The organism is Tolypothrix sp. FACHB-123 (genome assembly GCF_014697075.1).
GTDB lineage: Bacteria > Cyanobacteriota > Cyanobacteriia > Cyanobacteriales > Nostocaceae > Aulosira.
On sequence record NZ_JACJRE010000005.1, the window covers coordinates 237,844 to 253,364 of the forward strand.

Genomic DNA, 15,521 nt, shown 5'->3' on the forward strand with positions numbered 1-15,521 from the left:
TGCCCAATGCCCCATACCCCATACCCCATCCTATGAGATACTACTCAAATTTTGCTCACTTAGAGAATTGAGTAAATTAGTAAAATCGGGAATGGCGATAAAAGCACCGACCTCTAGTAAAATTTTGGGGTCGTGAGTAGAAGCTATACCAATAGTGCGGATACCCGCAGCAACCGCCGCACGAATTCCAGAGGGGGAATCTTCCAGGGCGATCGCTTCTTGTGCTTGAATCCCCAACAGATTCAGGGCAACATTGTAAGGTGTGGGGTCTGGTTTACCCGCTTTACAGTCTTCTGCTAAAACAATTGTCTGAAAAGCTGCTTTGATGCCCAAAACATCTAGCATAAATTCAGCATTTAATCTAGGAGCATTTGTTACTAAAGCACGTTTTAGCTGATTTGCTTCTGTCCAAGCTATGAGTTCTGCAAATCCACTCAGCGGTTGGAGATTGGCTGCTAGTTCTCGAAACAGCGCTTCTTTTTCATCAGCAAATCTTTGTCCATCTGCCGGTGATAATTGTGGCAAGATGTCTTTAACAATTTCCGGGTTCAATCGCCCACTAATTCTAGATTTGTAAAAAGTTTCATCAATTTCTATGTCATAACTAGCCAGCTTTTGCTGCCAAGCTTGGTAGTGTATGGGGTCAGTATTGACAATAGTGCCGTCTAGGTCAAATAGAATAGCAGCTAGCATGGCTTATAGGTAAAATGTAAATAAATGTTAACTTTACTTACATAGTTTATATTGTTTTGTCTACTTAATCATGATTTCCCAATTCTTTGCGGCAAATAATTACAAATAAATCTGCTAAATTCGTTCCGTCTTTCTCGAAGAGTAAAAGTTAGATTGCACTCAACTACTCAGCCCCATAACTGATTTAATTGAGCCAGATATTTATATTGAGCTTCACCTTTGTAAACACATGCTAGCCGACACCAAATGTTTTCGTGTTGATGAGTTAACGGTGCAGATTTACAACACTGAAGCCGAAATGGCACGAGATGTTGCAGAAATTGTCCGCAATTATTTACAGAACCTGCTTCAGCAACAGGATACAGCCGCTGTATTGCTAGCAACAGGAAATTCTCAACTAAAATTTCTCGATGCTTTGATTGCTTTAGGCGGTGTAGATTGGTCGCGAATTATTTTATTTCATTTAGATGAATATTTGGGTATTTCTGCGGATCATCCTGCTAGTTTCCGCCGCTATCTGCGGGAGCGTGTAGAGCAGCGAGTTCAACCTCAGAAGTTTTACTATCTAGAAGGGGATACTTTGCAACCTTTAGCAGAATGCGATCGCTATACCAAACTGCTGCAAGCACAGCCAATTGATTTATGCTGTCTTGGTGTGGGCGAAAATGGACACTTAGCTTTTAACGATCCATCAGTGGCTGATTTTCAAGATCCTTACACAGTCAAACTCGTCAAGCTAGATGCCATCAATCGACAACAACAAGTGAATACAGGTCAATTTCCCAATTTAGAAACTGTACCGCAATATGCATTTACTGTTACTTTGCCTTTAATTTGTGCAGCTAAAAAAATCATCTGCCTTGCTCCAGACAAACGTAAAGCAAATGTAGTTAAGGATATATTGCAGGGTTCGATTGATCCAAAATGTCCTGCTTCGATTCTGCGTCAACAAGCTCAAGCAACATTGTTTCTCGATCGCGATTCTGCCAGCTTATACCAATTAAAATAATGTTGGCAACACATAAATTATTTTTTAGGGCACAACATTGTTTGTTGTGCCCTTATTTGTGCTATCTCCCTAATTTCCCGGACTAAAGTCGTGACAATAAACTAAAGTAATCTGCTAAATACCTCAGTGATTTGACTATTAGTCAATCGCAATTTGTTGCGGCCCGGTAGCTTTACCATTATTAGCTTCTGTGGTAGCTGAGGTATAACTAGTTGCGCCTGTTTGCTTATCCAGCCAGCTTTTGACAGGATCGTCTGCAAGGTTCAGTCGAAACACACCGGAAAACAATCCACCCAAGAAAGAGACTGGATGCTGAGTAAATTCTTTAAAGATTGGTGACAATTCATCAATGAACATTAATAGTCTCCTGGCAATGCCTTTGAAAATTATTACTTCTTCAGAGATCGTAACGTGGAAAATCAGAACGGGCTACTAGTAATAAAATATACAATTTTTTAGCTGATTGGTCTGGAAGAGGAATTATCAGCTAGATATTACCAAGAAATGCGATCGCACCCATCACCTAAAGCTGTTAAGTTATAATGGCTTAATTTAGTTAACAGATAACATTACCTCTGATGACTTTTCGTACTAAAGAAAACTGTAAACAACAGTTAATCGCACTCGCATTTTGGGAATTATAGATTATTCATAACCTGTTCGCCAAGTTGAAGGTAATAGACTTAGTAATTGCTGTGATTAAATCCCTTAAAATTTCCAGATAATTCGTTAAAGGCACTTGCAGATGATAAACCTTAAAAGACTAAAATTTTTGCAAAGCCTTCAACTTAAAATTTTATTTTTTACATTTGGCGCATCTTTGTTACCAGTTTTAGTTTTGATTAGTGTAGTTTGGCAATTATTAGAAAAACCACTCATTGAACTAGAAAAAACTCGACTTGACGATCAGGTTTTAGCTTTTCGGGGTTACTCCTCAGCAACAGAAAAGGGACTGAAAAATTTAATTTCTAGTTATGCTAATTGGAGTGATTTATACAATGCAGTTCAAAATCCAAATCCCGCCTGGATCAAAGAGGAAGTTTCCGAACAACTATTATTCACAACTGATATTGATATAGTGAGAGTAATTAAATCCCAAAATGAAGAGATTATTGGTGAAGCTGGAAGTAAGATATTAGCTCTTCCCTTAGTACAACAAAAGATTCAGGATTTAAAAAATAGAACTAAATTATCTCAGGATTTAATTGATACAGGTAAACAAGAACTAGTATTGTTAGCAGGCTCACCAATTTATCGCAGTGATGGAACCGGAAAACCTGCTGGAACTTTAATTGCAGGACAGTTACTCGATCGAGTATGGTTAACACAATTTTTAAATTATTCCCAACCGACGACAAGAGTAGAAATTATTGCTTTAAATGGTCAGCGTTTTGTTTCTAGTAATTCTGATGGAAAATCAGACATTTGGGAAAAAAATTATTTCTCCGTAAAAATTTTACCTAGTATTTATAAAAAATGCTCAGTTTATCATATTCAGCCAGAACTAGGATTAAATACAATCTATGCTCCCCTCTATTCTGGTAATCAACCTATCGCCATTATCAAGCTTCAAATTGTAGCCAAATACTTTCAAGAAGCTAAGCTAACTCTTACCCGCTTAATTGTTCTGGTGTTAACTTTAGTGTTGCTATTGTCTATATTAATTGCTCATTTTCTGGCTAAACAAATTAGTAACCCTATTATTCAACTTGCAAAGCGGAGTAAAACTTTAGCAGCAGGAGATTTAAATAGTCCTATCCCTGGTGTTGAAAATGGTGGTGAAATTGGTCAGTTAGCTAATGCTTACCAAGAAATGGCTTACTCTCTTTCAACCTTAATCAACAATTTAGAAAAATTGGTAGCGCAACGTACCCACGAATTAGAATTAGCTCGTCAAACATTAGAAGAACGAGTTCAAGAACGAACATTAGAACTATTACAAAAAAACCAGGAACTAGAAATTAAAACGGAGCAGTTGCATACAGCTTTATATAATTTAAAAATGGCTGAATCCCAATTAATTCAAACCGAAAAAATGTCTTCACTGGGTAATTTAGTTGCTGGTATTGCTCACGAAATTAATAATCCAATTAATTTTATCTACGCTAATATCACCTACATAGAGAACTATACTCAAGATTTATTTAATCTCATCCATCAATATCAGCAACGCTATGCAGATCCAGAAATTCAAATTTATGCAGAAAAAATTGAACTGGATTACTTAATTAAAGATTTACCTAAACTAATAGCTTCTATGGACACAGGTGCAACTCGGATTAAAGATATTATTTCTTCTCTGAGAAATTTTTCTCGTCATGATGAAGCTGAGATAAAAAAGGTTAACCTTCATGAAGGAATTGATAGTACTTTAGTCTTGCTACAACATCGTCTCAATCCTCTGCATGATTCTCCCAAGATTCAAGTAATTAAAGAATACGATCATTTACCCCTAGTTGAATGTTATTCTCGCCAAATAAATCAAGTATTTATGCATATCTTAGTCAATGCAATAGATGCGATTGAATTACATAAAGAGCAAGTTGATAAAAAAATTATTATTCAAACTAAAAATCATCAAAATCAAAGCGTAACTATTAAAATTATAGATAATGGCATAGGTATTGATGAGCAAAATATTTCCCAAATATTTGATCCATTTTTTACTACCAAATCCGTTGGACAGGGTACTGGTTTAGGTTTAACTGTATGCTATCAAATTATTCAAAAGCACCAAGGCAATATTCAAATTAATTCTCAATTAAAGCAGGGTACACAAGTGATTATTCAACTACCATCTTTGCTGCAAAATAATATTGTCGATGGTGCTAGCTAAAAAACTATGAAAAAAAGCAGTGGTTAAATTTTTAACCCCACTGCTCATTGATTATACAAAGTGAATTTTGTTAATCCTTAGTTATTACTTATTTCACCTGATGAAGTTGGTTGCTGTTCGGGAAACATACATTTATCAGAGTCGCAACCAGAAGGGCCAGCTTCAGCTAATTCACCTAAATCATAGCGACTGAGAACTGCACAGAAATCATCTGTAATTCGTCGTGCTTTTACTTCTTGATTTAATCGTTCATAGGTGACTTTATCTATTGGTTCAAAGGGTAAACGTGGGAATGATTGCAAATCATCAAACCGAGCGAGAAGCGCTGCGGAAATATATCCTTCATCATTCTGAATTGCTTCGTAAATACGCTGTCCGAGAATCTCAACTTCATCAGAACGTAGTTCTAAAGTTGCAGAAGTATTGTGAGTGACATAATGCTTCTGAACTTGCATCACAAAATCTAATTGAGCTAAAACAGAGAACTTAGAAACATCAATTTGATCGGCTCCTGGTAAATCAGCCCAAGGTACAGCTACAGGGATTTCTACTAACCATTCGCTCACACGAGGATCGAAAGGATCGTTGAGTAAATTACCATGTTCATCTTTATCAGATTGAGAAGGAATGACATTGTAACCATAGTCAATACAAGCTAAGGCTACGGGGTCATTTTTGCGGAAAGTAATCCGGCGAATAAATCTTTGCGCTTTGGGGGGATGCCAACCGGAGCTAGCACCTGTTAATAGTGCTTTAGTACCGCTAGGTTGAACGGTTGTACAGCGATTAGGGCGTTTGAGATGATGGCGATCGCAATAATCCCAAACTACCCGATGTACAATATCTCTCCAGTAACTCAGATATTTCTCTTCTTGGCGCTTAAATGCCAATCCTTGTTCCGTAGCAGGTCTTCCCGCTTCCCACCACCGCAACCAATCAACACCAAAAGCATGAACAAAGAAATCAAATAAACCAGTGAAAGAAACCCCAACAATTGGGTCTAATTCCCGGCTTTTTTGATAGCGAGGTTCGAGGAATTTATGGTTTAAAAGTGAGGCTACAGAAAGCGCCCCAGCCGTGAAAGCTTCCTCTTGTTCTTTGTAATTATTTGGGTCAAGTTGATTCAGATGAACTTCGGACAAATTGCAGTGAAAGTTACTACCAATAATTTCACCGCAAGGATTTAATCCGAACCTAGCTAAACGATGTTCTATCTCCTCAATATCCAGATGTGGATACTGTTCTTGCAACCAATCTTTTGCTTTTCCTTGTTCGTAAGCCTTCAAGAAATCAACTTTTAATGCTGATGTTGTTAGCAAATCAATGTTAGATCTAGCGATCGCTTCGCCAGCCCATTGAATTGCGCCTTCGCCACTATAATATTGTTTGCGAACAGCATCAATGGATTCTTCTAATGTCGGCTTGCGGTGAAACACTCTGGTATGGTTCGCCATCCGGAGAGCATCACGCTCTGGATCTATTCGCCAATTACCTTCTGCATCTTGCTGCCATAAATTATCTTTGGCTGTCGCGGCTAGTTGATCGTCAGATCTGAACTGCCTCATACCCGCGCTTCTTCGTATATTACCTGCAACAATTGTTACAGCTGCCTGATCGATTAATAGACAGCATTCAACAGAGTTTAATTGTCTTCCTAAAGCTTTATTGAGAATAGATGCACAATTTTGATAAAGGATGGGCAATTTAACTGGATTAGCCACCCCGCCAAAGCCATTCAAAGTTTCTCCAGCTTGACGCACATCACTAATATCAACAAATACTTGAACTTCTCCACTAAATCTCTCATCTGTAGAAAGTTCTAATAAGGTTTGATAAGATTCAACCCAACCTTCACGGCTATCGCCAACGTATATAGTAACTCGATCGCCCTCTATATAGATTTCTGTATACTCACGACGCTGTTGTTTGGGGGTAGCACCAATTTCGCCCTGTACGGTGACATGAAGGCGATTGCGGATTGGGGGCAGTTGATTAATATATCTTGGTTCGATGATGGCTCCAGTACCACAGCCCATCATCGCTAAATCCATCATTAATCCAAAAGCTTTCCAGTCTTGGAGGTTGGTAGAGGTGCAATTGTAAGCCCCAGAAAAGTTTTTCGGTTTGGCTATCCAATCGGTACCGCCAACCCATAACCAGCGGCCACTGGGTAGGGCTTTCATGTGACGCTGCATCTTGTCTAAAATGGCAACTTCTTCTTGGCTGAGTTTCCCCAATTCAACTAAGCCTTTGAGAGTGCGATCGCATACTTCATCCCAAGTTTCTCTCAAACCCGCCGGACTGCGGCGGCTATAGGTTCTAAAAAACACAGGATTAGCTGCGGGGGCAGTTTCTGGAAACTTTGCACTCTGGCGTTTTCTTTCAAGCTCTCGAACCATAAATCCAGTCTTGTTGCGTGCTAACAGATTAAGACTATAGACCAAGTAAATTTAGGATGAAAGATTGCCAAAAATGACAACTTACCCTTACTTAACAAGAGTACAAAGTGCAACATCCGTCGATAATGTATAATATTGTCTCTCTTGCCACAAAATGTCTCTTGCTCCCTGGCGAAGTGTTCATCCAGAGTGGTAATGAAAAAATAGCGGTTTGCGAGTAAGAAGTGCATTACACCGCTATATGGCTTGATAAAAGACACACAGGATTAAATTTAGCGATTATCCTACTTTCTAAGTTCGGGACGTAGTTCTTTGAGATTTTGTCTCAGATGCTCCAGTTTTTGACTGGATTCTTTTGTAATTTGAGTACAAAATTTTGTTGAAATTAACCCTATTGCAGTTGTGACGCTTCCCTCGCTTGCTCTACCAGAAATTACGAGAAATGCGCCAATTAAACCCATACCGACGGAAGCATAGATTGCTACCAAACTGAGGTTAAATGTTTGTTGTGCTTGGCGTAGATGTTCTTTTGAGACATCTAATACTATTTTCAAGTATGGATCGTCATTAACTGCGGGGGCAGTTTCTGGAAACTTTGCACTCTGGCGTTTTCTTTCAAGCTCTCGAACCATAAATCCAGTCTTGTTGCGTGCTAACAGATTAAGACTATAGACCAAGTACATTTAGGATGAAAGATTGGCAAAAATGACAACTTACCCTTGCTTAACAAGAGTACAAAATGCAACATCCAGCGATAATGTATAATATTGTCTTCCTTGCCACAAAATGTCTCTTGCTCCCTGGCGAAGTGCGATCGCTCATGCCCTCCATCAAAATCGCAGTCTGGCTTATGCCCGTTATGTGCAACTAGCAACAGTACGGGCAAATGGTATACCTGCCAATCGAACTATAGTTTTTCGTGGCTTTTTAGGAGATACCAACCAGCTAAAATTTATTACTGATTCTCGCAGTGAAAAAGCTGAACAAATACAGCAGCAACCTTGGGCAGAAGTCTGCTGGTACTTCCCCAATTCCAGAGAGCAATTTAGGATTACTGGTAGTTTAACTTTAGTTGAAAGCGATAATTCTCAACCAGAATTAGCATCAGCGCGTATTTCTACTTGGCGAGAATTAAGCGACGCAGCGCGGATACAATTTGCTTGGCCTCATCCCAGTAAAGCGAGAAATAAAGATGAACAAGCTGCTTTTTCTCCTCCCCCACCAGATCCCAGTCAGCCATTACCCAATTTTTGCTTACTCCTATTAGACCCTACACAAGTAGATCATTTAAAGTTACGTGGTGAACCACAAAATCGCTGGTTGTACCACCGCAATGACCAGCAGAAATGGTCTAGCGAAGAAATTAATCCGTGATTAGAGAGATGAGGAAAGGAGATAATTTACTGTTGACTGTTGACTGTTGACTGTCGCTAGATACCAGCACCATCTAAAAACTGCTGAATAGCTTTATCTCTGAGGTTGCACCAAGCTGTATCTTTTACTGGTTCTTCCTCATTTACAGCTATATTACCTGCCAAGACAGGAGTTTGCTCTGATACATGGCTGGGCTGAAGGCGTTGTATTTGTTCTTCCAGTGCTTCAATCCGGTCTACTAAAGCACGAATTACTTCGGCTTCTGAATCTGGTAGATTGTTGTGTTCTAGCGGTGCTACCCTAACTCCAGAACGATAGATAATGCGACCAGGTATACCAACGACTGTGCAATTAGAAGGAACATCTCTGAGGACAACCGATCCTGCACCAATGCGGACATTATTTCCTATTTGCAGATTACCTAATACTTTTGCGCCAGCACCAACTACTACATTTTCACCCAAGGTAGGATGGCGTTTACCACTTTCTTTACCAGTACCCCCAAGGGTGACACCTTGATAAATTAGGGCATAGTCTCCCACGATCGCAGTTTCACCAATCACCACGCCCATACCGTGGTCGATAAATACTCCTCGTCCAATGACTGCACCAGGGTGAATTTCAATTCCCGTAAAAAATCGCGCAATATGAGATATCAAACGGGGAATGAAAGGAATGCCAATTACATACAACCAGTGAGCCATTCGATGAAATAGCAAGGCTTGCAAACCTGGGTAGCAGAATAATACTTCCAACCAGTTGCGGGCAGCGGGGTCACGTTCAAATATGATGCGAAAGTCGGTACGCAGTGTAGATAGCACGAGATAGTACCCTCGGAAAGCAAAATAAGCTACTTTCCCATATTATCGTTCGATGTGTTCCTCGTAACAAAGTTGAGATTTGGGCATGGGGCATGGGGCATGGGGCATTGGGCATTGGGCATCAGTCACCAAGTCCATAGCTATTTTCGCCTGCTTCCTTTGTCCCCTCTGCTCCCTGCCTCTTTATGGCTGCTGCACTGTCACGGTGTAATTGTGCCTAGCTCCAGAATTAAATGTACCTACCCAAAGTTTATAGGTTCCACTTTTGAAGTTGCGATCGTCAATGCTGGCGTCTTTACTCTTACCGGTATCATCACCGCAACGAATTGTTTCATCGTCTGGGCCTTTAATGAGTAAAGTAGTATCTTTTCCGCCAGTGTTAACTAAGATTTTGAGGCGAGGAAAGTCTTTTTCTAAAATTAGTATGTGATCTGGTTTGGGATCGGCAAAGCCAATGCAAGCTTTTTTATCGCGATCGCGGTTACTAATCGCAGACAGGGAAAAAGAACCGCCTGTGTAACCTTCAACAACTCCTTTGGCTGGGTCAAACCCCGGAGACAGCTTGAGTGTGCCAAAGTTTGCTGGCTCTGCTATTACAGGTTGAGTCATAATAGCGGTAAATATAGCTAACAGCCAGCTAAATTGAGGCTTAAACCGGAGGCGACGAGATTTCATAGTAGCCTGCCAATAATTAATTTTATAAGTAACTATATATACATATTGTAATCAAAAAACCGTAATATTGACCAATTTGTGACACCTTGAAATCTGCCACAAGATAGAGTTGAAAAATTAGAAGATGTGGAGGTTAGAGGCTAGGGAGATAAGGCGGATGAGGGAGAAGTAGAAAATCTGATTTTCATAACAGGCTTTTTGTGATTTATGACATGAGCATCAAGCGGGAAAAAGGTATATATCCTGACAGGAAAATCCCCTTAAAAATACCCCGATATCAAATACATACCGGGGCATCAATTTTACTAATAATTAAGTGGAATTATTAACAATATTGTGTAAACTTGTAGCCTGTTTCAGCACTGTTCATTTTCTTCTTCTTTGGACTTTCCACAATAGTGGCAAGAATTCCCAAACAATGGGTCAAAATCGTCACTATCTATTATGCTTTCACTGTCACTGCACTCTGCAAAACAATCATCACACACAGGTACGGTAGGATAGTTATCACTCGATAAATCAGACGATAAATCTCCTAAAACAACACAAGTTTTCATTTTTTATATTTTTAATCCTATAGATTGGGTTGCTAATATAATCTCTACTATAAATAACAGGTAATCAACTTATGTACGGTTAGCCGCAATTTTTTGATCGCAAATTCCGTATCACTTATCCTAATTTAATATCACTCGTCCAATGGGGGATTTTTTATGGCAAAACTATCAGCACAAAAGTTTCTTGCTCATAATCTAGTAGGCGGGGTAGTTGACGACAGTCAAGCACGGGCAATGCCTTCTCATGTCGGAGACGCTGCGCGTAGCTTGTTTAAGCGTAGGCGTGCGGCAACGTCTACCCTACGGGTTCTCCGAAAGAGTACGATGATCGCACAACGATGACCTTCTTCCCTAGCCCCTAGTCCCTAACCCCTAGCCCCTTTACTAAGGTTGCAATTTAAAGAAAACGCCACCTTTGAGCAATCCTGTATCGCTACCGTAACTACTAACTGTGAGCGATCGCAATTTTTCAAAGAAGGGCTTACCTAATACTTCTACTAGTTTTAAAATCGGTAGTTGACGTTCTACAAGATATTTACTTTTTGTCCAGTCAAGATATACATAACCTTGGTTTGGTTGGGGTATCGCTGCAATACTATCTTGGAAATTCCGATTTTTAACTAAAGAATTATCTTTAGCGGTGAGAATTTCTGCCATTGTTTCTAAATCGGAAGCAAAAATTTCGTAATTTTCTACAGTTGTATGTACTCCCTGCACTTTGGTATCTACAGTGTAGGCGGGGCGATTTTTCTCTTGCGGTTTTTTGCTAGCGGCGATTAATTCTGTCCAAGCCGAGACTTTTTGATTATTAAGATTGAGGGAATTAATATTTAATCCTTTGCTAGATGCGATCGCATCTAACCGCGCAATCCCGTCTGCTACTTCTGGGGTATTTTCCACAACAAATACCCAACTTTGCTGGTTTTTCTCGGTTTGGGGTAAGAGTGCGATCGCATATTCTCCTTTTACCCAACTAAAAATATCTTCAACTAAGTTAATACCCCAGCGATTTTGCAGTTCGCTAAATGGTTGATCTGTTGGGGAATTAGCACTTTTAGCAGAACTATATATAGTCGCTGTTGCTTCTTTCCAAAGTTTAGCTAAATTTGTTTCGCCCAAATTGCTCAAATTAGCGCCAGCAATTGCTAATCCTGCTGACTGGGGGATATATTGCAATGCTTGTACAGGTTGAGATAGTAAAGGCGCTGGCGCGGAATAACTATTTGCTGATGCACTCAAAAAGCTGGTTTCTGCTAGTAAGCCTTGAGAGTTTAAAACTAAAGAAATAATTTCGCTGTCATAGACTGCTTCTTGCAATTCTAAGCCTTGCCATTTGACTAACTTGGGGAGATTAACAAAGGCTAAAGCTAAGGTTCCTTTGGGTAATTGTTGGGTAGCTTTTTGATATTGCACCAAGCTGCTTAAATTGAGATCGGGAGCTTGGACATTATTAATCGCATCTTTGAGGACTTTGAGTTCGTTAGCAAATAAAATAAAGCGATCGCCTACTGCTGCACCAGCTAAAAAGTCTTGCTTTGGTGGGGGATTATCATACAGTAGCTTCACGCCTTCATATTCTTCTGTACCTAAGTTTCCCCCAGCTAATACTCGTTTAGAAAATAATAATTCTAAAAACTCGCGGCTTTTTTCTGGTTGTGTAGTTGCTAGCGCCATTAAATAGCCAATCTGCTGTCCATTTTCGGGATCGCGATCGATATCTAAACTAGTTACAGCTAGGGTAATTTCCTTACCTAACCAAGGTTGAATATCTTCTTGGTAATTTAGATTACTCTTAGTTAATAAATTAGTTTTCAGCTTAGATAATTCACCGTCCTTATCTAAAGCTTGTAATTGGTCTGGATTTACTAGTAAAGATACTGTTATTGGTGAAAATTTCGATACAAATATCCTAGCTTCTGGCTGGGAAGGAGTAGCAGCCGTAATAGTCACTGGACTTTTGATAGATAACCAGTAAAAGCCAACAATCACAAGCGCCAGAATTGCGATCGCACCAGCTACTAAAAAACCAAATAATGAATTTTGTCTGTTCACCATACCTCCTCACCTCCAAAGCCGTTAATTTCTAAGCATAAGAAGGAAGGGGCAGGAGATTTGCATTGCCTGCCAAATATTTCATAATGCATATATCTAGTAATTTAGCTAGTAATCGATGCTGATGCGAGTATCAACATCTTCTGCCAACATAAATGATATCGGATTGTTTACAAAAACCTCATGACAGGAAACGCAATTACCCAAATTACTGTTGAAGAACTGGCACAACGTCTAGCTGCTGGGGATGCTACTATTCAGCTTGTAGATGTGCGCGAACCCCAAGAACTAGCGATCGCCAGTATTGAGGGCTTTGTCAACTTCCCTCTGAGCGAATTTACTGAATGGGGGGATCAAGTACCAACACTTTTAAATCCTCATGCTGAAACCTTAGTACTCTGCCATCACGGTATGCGTTCGGCTCAGATGTGTCAGTGGTTAATGGCGCAAGGTTTTACAAATGTTAAGAACATCTCAGGTGGAATTGATGCTTATTCCAATTTAGTTGACTCTTCAGTTCCTCGGTATTAATTTAAGAAATTTGTACTATATATTGCTAATTTAGTACCGATCGTATCATTTAGCAAATAACCTCATTTTCGCCTTGTAGTAATACTGGCGAATTTTTATATCTTGAGTTATCTATAGATGATTCTCTTACGCTTATATATCTCAACAGCAAAAAAATCCGTAAGTGGAAATACATTTTTTCCGCAAAGCTTATGGAAAAATACGGTTAATCAACTAAATATTCCATTGAGACAAGCACCTTTAATGCTGATAGTCAAGCTGTAAAACACAACAGCACCATAATAAGCGAATATGGAACTTTACAGTAATTAACTGGTTTATAATTAAATAGTTAGATATATTAGTTAAATATTAATATTTTTTTACTTTTTTCGTAAAAAATTACAAATTTTTGCAAAATTTCATTGAAATTTGCCTTCAGTAAAGAATACCCTATGCAAGTCCAGTTGACAAATCGACAACAGCATATACTTTGGGCAACAGTACGTCACTACATTGCTACCGCAGAGCCTGTTGGATCGAAAGCTTTAATTGAAGAATACGATCTCGGTGTGAGTTCAGCCACAATTCGCAATGTGATGGGTGTCCTAGAAAAATCAGGTTTACTTTACCAACCACACACATCTGCTGGACGAGTACCTTCTGATTCTGGCTATCGCATTTATGTCGATCGCCTAATTACACCTTCTGAAACTCTAGCCAAAGAGGTAGAGCTAGCGCTACAAAAACGCCTACACTGGGAAGATTGGAGTTTAGAAGCGCTATTGCAAGGTGCAGCGCAAATATTAGCCACATTAAGCGGGTGTATTAGCTTGATTACCATGCCCCAAAGCAATACAGCATTGTTAAGACATTTGCAATTGGTGCAAATTGAAACCGGGCGGATCATGCTAATTGTCGTCACCGATAATTATGAAACCCATTCGCGCTTAATGGATGTGTCACCGACGCGAGAAGAAACAAAACTCGATGCTGAAGTGATAGATCGCGAATTACAAATTGTCTCTAACTTCTTGAATACTCATTTGCGGGGACAGAGCTTACTGGAATTAGGTAACCTAGATTGGAGCCAATTAAATCAAGAATTCCAACGCTACGGCGAATTTTTGAAAAATTCCGTCGCTGAATTAAGCCGCAAAAAGCTAGCGCCAAGTGCGACAAACATCATGGTGCGCGGAGTCGCTGAAGTTTTACGTCAGCCAGAATTTTCCCAACTCCAGCAAGTACAAACAATTATCCATCTGTTGGAAGAAGAACAAGAGCAACTAGGGCGATTAATCTTTGAAGAACCAGAGGTTGAAGATCACAGTAAACCAAGGGTAACTGTGCGAATTGGTACAGAAAATCCCCTAGAACCAATGCGTACATGTACCTTAATTACTTCTACCTATCGCCGAGGTTCAGTCCCCGTAGGGAGTGTAGGAGTTTTAGGCCCAACTAGACTAGATTATGAAGGTGCGATCGCAGTTGTAGCTGCGGCTGCTGATTACCTTTCGGAAGCCTTCAGTTAATCAAAGTAAATTATGGTGAATAAAATCGGCTTTGGGTTGTTGTGGCTAGGAGTCATTGCTTATGCTTTTCTCCTCGCCCCTCCCGATGCTCCTAATACATTCGAGTTAATTAAGAACCTAAGCACAGGGCAATGGCAAGGGATTAATCCTTTCATCATTGCACTATTTAATGTTATGGGTATTTGGCCTGTAATTTATAGTGCCATTTTATTTATTGATGGTAGAGGACAAAAAATCCCTGCTTGGCCTTTTGCAAGTGCTTCTTTTGCAGTTGGTGCTTTTGCACTTTTACCATACTTAGCCCTCAGAAACTCAAATCCACAATTTACGGGTAAAAAGAACGCTTTAATTAAAGCCTTAGATTCTCGTATCACTGGGATTGTACTTACCATAGCTGCGGCTATTTTAGTAGGTTATGGTCTGTTAGCAGGAGATTGGGTTGATTTTGTCCAACAATGGCAAACTAGCCGCTTCATTCATGTGATGAGCCTAGATTTTTGTCTACTTAGCTTATTATTTCCCGCATTGTTAGGAGATGATATGGCGCGTCGCGCTTGGAAAAATTCCTCAATTTGGTTAATCAGTTTTATACCATTGTTCGGCCCGTTATTCTATTTATGCGTGCGTCCACCTCTACCAGAAGTAGGGGTAGATAAAATATCTCCTCAGCAGCAAGCAACAGCAAATTAAGGAAAGTGGTAGTGAGGACTTTAGTTCTCAAAAGGAAGGGCTGAAGCCCTCACTACGAAAAATTATCAATTATTTATCATGAATAGAAAACTTGGTTTATGGCTATTATGGGGTGCATTTATAGCATATATTGTGCTGCTTTCTCCGCCTTTACATTTACAAGAAATACTGACATTAGTCAAGAATATCTTGACTTTTCAATGGACTAATATCAATGCCATTGTCTTATCTTTATTCTCCCTTGTAGGCATCTGGTTACTAATCTATAGCAGTAAGCTGTTGTGCATTTAAATTGTGATAACAGCGTCGCCTTTATTTTTGAGTTTTCGCCCCCATTTAATAATTAACTCTCCTTCATTTAAAAGTTGATGTA

General features: G+C 39.6%; 15 protein-coding genes. 8 read left to right on the forward strand and 7 right to left on the reverse strand.

All coding sequences use genetic code 11. The annotated features are described in order from the left end of the window. Positions 1-30 precede the first annotated feature (30 nt). Positions 31-693: an HAD family phosphatase gene (locus H6G41_RS05845; protein WP_190744482.1), complete on the reverse strand. Its 663-nt coding sequence runs from the start codon at positions 691-693 to the stop codon at positions 31-33. 229 nt (positions 694-922) lie between these two features. Here H6G41_RS05845 and H6G41_RS05850 point away from each other — a divergent pair, with 229 nt between their 5' ends. Further along, positions 923-1,702: a glucosamine-6-phosphate deaminase gene (locus H6G41_RS05850; protein WP_190744483.1), complete on the forward strand. Its 780-nt coding sequence runs from the start codon at positions 923-925 to the stop codon at positions 1,700-1,702. 138 nt (positions 1,703-1,840) lie between these two features. On the opposite strand, the gene H6G41_RS05855 is transcribed toward H6G41_RS05850, so the two are convergent. Next, complete coding sequence (locus tag H6G41_RS05855; protein ID WP_190744484.1) at positions 1,841-2,059, reverse strand: hypothetical protein; 219 nt, start codon at positions 2,057-2,059, stop codon at positions 1,841-1,843. Positions 2,060-2,474: 415 nt separating this feature from the next. On the opposite strand from H6G41_RS05855, the gene H6G41_RS05860 reads away from it, so the two are divergent. Continuing rightward, positions 2,475-4,538, forward strand: a complete 2,064-nt coding sequence (locus tag H6G41_RS05860; protein ID WP_190744486.1) for an ATP-binding protein — start codon at positions 2,475-2,477, stop codon at positions 4,536-4,538. A gap of 77 nt (positions 4,539-4,615) precedes the next feature. Here the strand turns inward: H6G41_RS05860 and nrdJ are convergent, their stop codons facing one another. Then, positions 4,616-6,937: a ribonucleoside-triphosphate reductase, adenosylcobalamin-dependent gene (gene nrdJ, locus H6G41_RS05865; RefSeq protein ID WP_190744487.1), complete on the reverse strand. Its 2,322-nt coding sequence runs from the start codon at positions 6,935-6,937 to the stop codon at positions 4,616-4,618. 284 nt (positions 6,938-7,221) lie between these two features. Beyond that, entirely contained in the window at positions 7,222-7,569 is a 348-nt protein-coding gene (locus H6G41_RS05870; protein WP_190744489.1) for a hypothetical protein, read from the reverse strand. A gap of 154 nt (positions 7,570-7,723) precedes the next feature. Here H6G41_RS05870 and H6G41_RS05875 point away from each other — a divergent pair, with 154 nt between their 5' ends. Beyond that, positions 7,724-8,311: an Npun_F5749 family FMN-dependent PPOX-type flavoprotein gene (locus H6G41_RS05875; protein WP_190744490.1), complete on the forward strand. Its 588-nt coding sequence runs from the start codon at positions 7,724-7,726 to the stop codon at positions 8,309-8,311. A gap of 56 nt (positions 8,312-8,367) precedes the next feature. Here H6G41_RS05875 and cysE read toward each other — a convergent pair whose 3' ends face one another. Together cysE and H6G41_RS05885 are read right to left on the reverse strand one after the other, a co-directional pair. Further along, positions 8,368-9,132, reverse strand: coding sequence for a serine O-acetyltransferase (gene cysE, locus H6G41_RS05880; protein WP_190744491.1), 765 nt, complete (start codon positions 9,130-9,132; stop codon positions 8,368-8,370). A 183-nt stretch (positions 9,133-9,315) separates the two neighbouring features. Beyond that, positions 9,316-9,807 (reverse strand): hypothetical protein, encoded by a 492-nt coding sequence (locus H6G41_RS05885; protein ID WP_190744492.1) that lies wholly within the window; start codon positions 9,805-9,807, stop codon positions 9,316-9,318. Positions 9,808-10,520: 713 nt separating this feature from the next. Here H6G41_RS05885 and H6G41_RS05890 point away from each other — a divergent pair. Further along, positions 10,521-10,706, forward strand: a complete 186-nt coding sequence (locus H6G41_RS05890) for a hypothetical protein (protein WP_190744493.1) — start codon at positions 10,521-10,523, stop codon at positions 10,704-10,706. A gap of 42 nt (positions 10,707-10,748) precedes the next feature. On the opposite strand, the gene H6G41_RS05895 is transcribed toward H6G41_RS05890, so the two are convergent. Further along, a complete protein-coding gene (locus H6G41_RS05895) occupies positions 10,749-12,419 on the reverse strand; it encodes a DUF3352 domain-containing protein (RefSeq protein ID WP_199316051.1) in 1,671 nt (556 codons plus the stop codon). A 180-nt stretch (positions 12,420-12,599) separates the two neighbouring features. On the opposite strand from H6G41_RS05895, the gene H6G41_RS05900 reads away from it, so the two are divergent. From H6G41_RS05900 to H6G41_RS05915, 4 genes are all read left to right on the forward strand, one after another. After that, on the forward strand, positions 12,600-12,947 hold the full coding sequence (locus H6G41_RS05900) for a rhodanese-like domain-containing protein (RefSeq protein WP_190744494.1): 348 nt from the start codon (positions 12,600-12,602) through the stop codon (positions 12,945-12,947). Positions 12,948-13,381: 434 nt separating this feature from the next. Beyond that, positions 13,382-14,458, forward strand: a complete 1,077-nt coding sequence (hrcA, locus tag H6G41_RS05905; RefSeq protein WP_190744495.1) for a heat-inducible transcriptional repressor HrcA — start codon at positions 13,382-13,384, stop codon at positions 14,456-14,458. Positions 14,459-14,470: 12 nt separating this feature from the next. After that, a complete protein-coding gene (locus H6G41_RS05910; protein ID WP_190744496.1) occupies positions 14,471-15,148 on the forward strand; it encodes a DUF2834 domain-containing protein in 678 nt (225 codons plus the stop codon). A 78-nt stretch (positions 15,149-15,226) separates the two neighbouring features. Next, a complete protein-coding gene (locus H6G41_RS05915; RefSeq protein WP_190744497.1) occupies positions 15,227-15,439 on the forward strand; it encodes a hypothetical protein in 213 nt (70 codons plus the stop codon). The last annotated feature ends 82 nt before the right edge of the window (positions 15,440-15,521 follow it).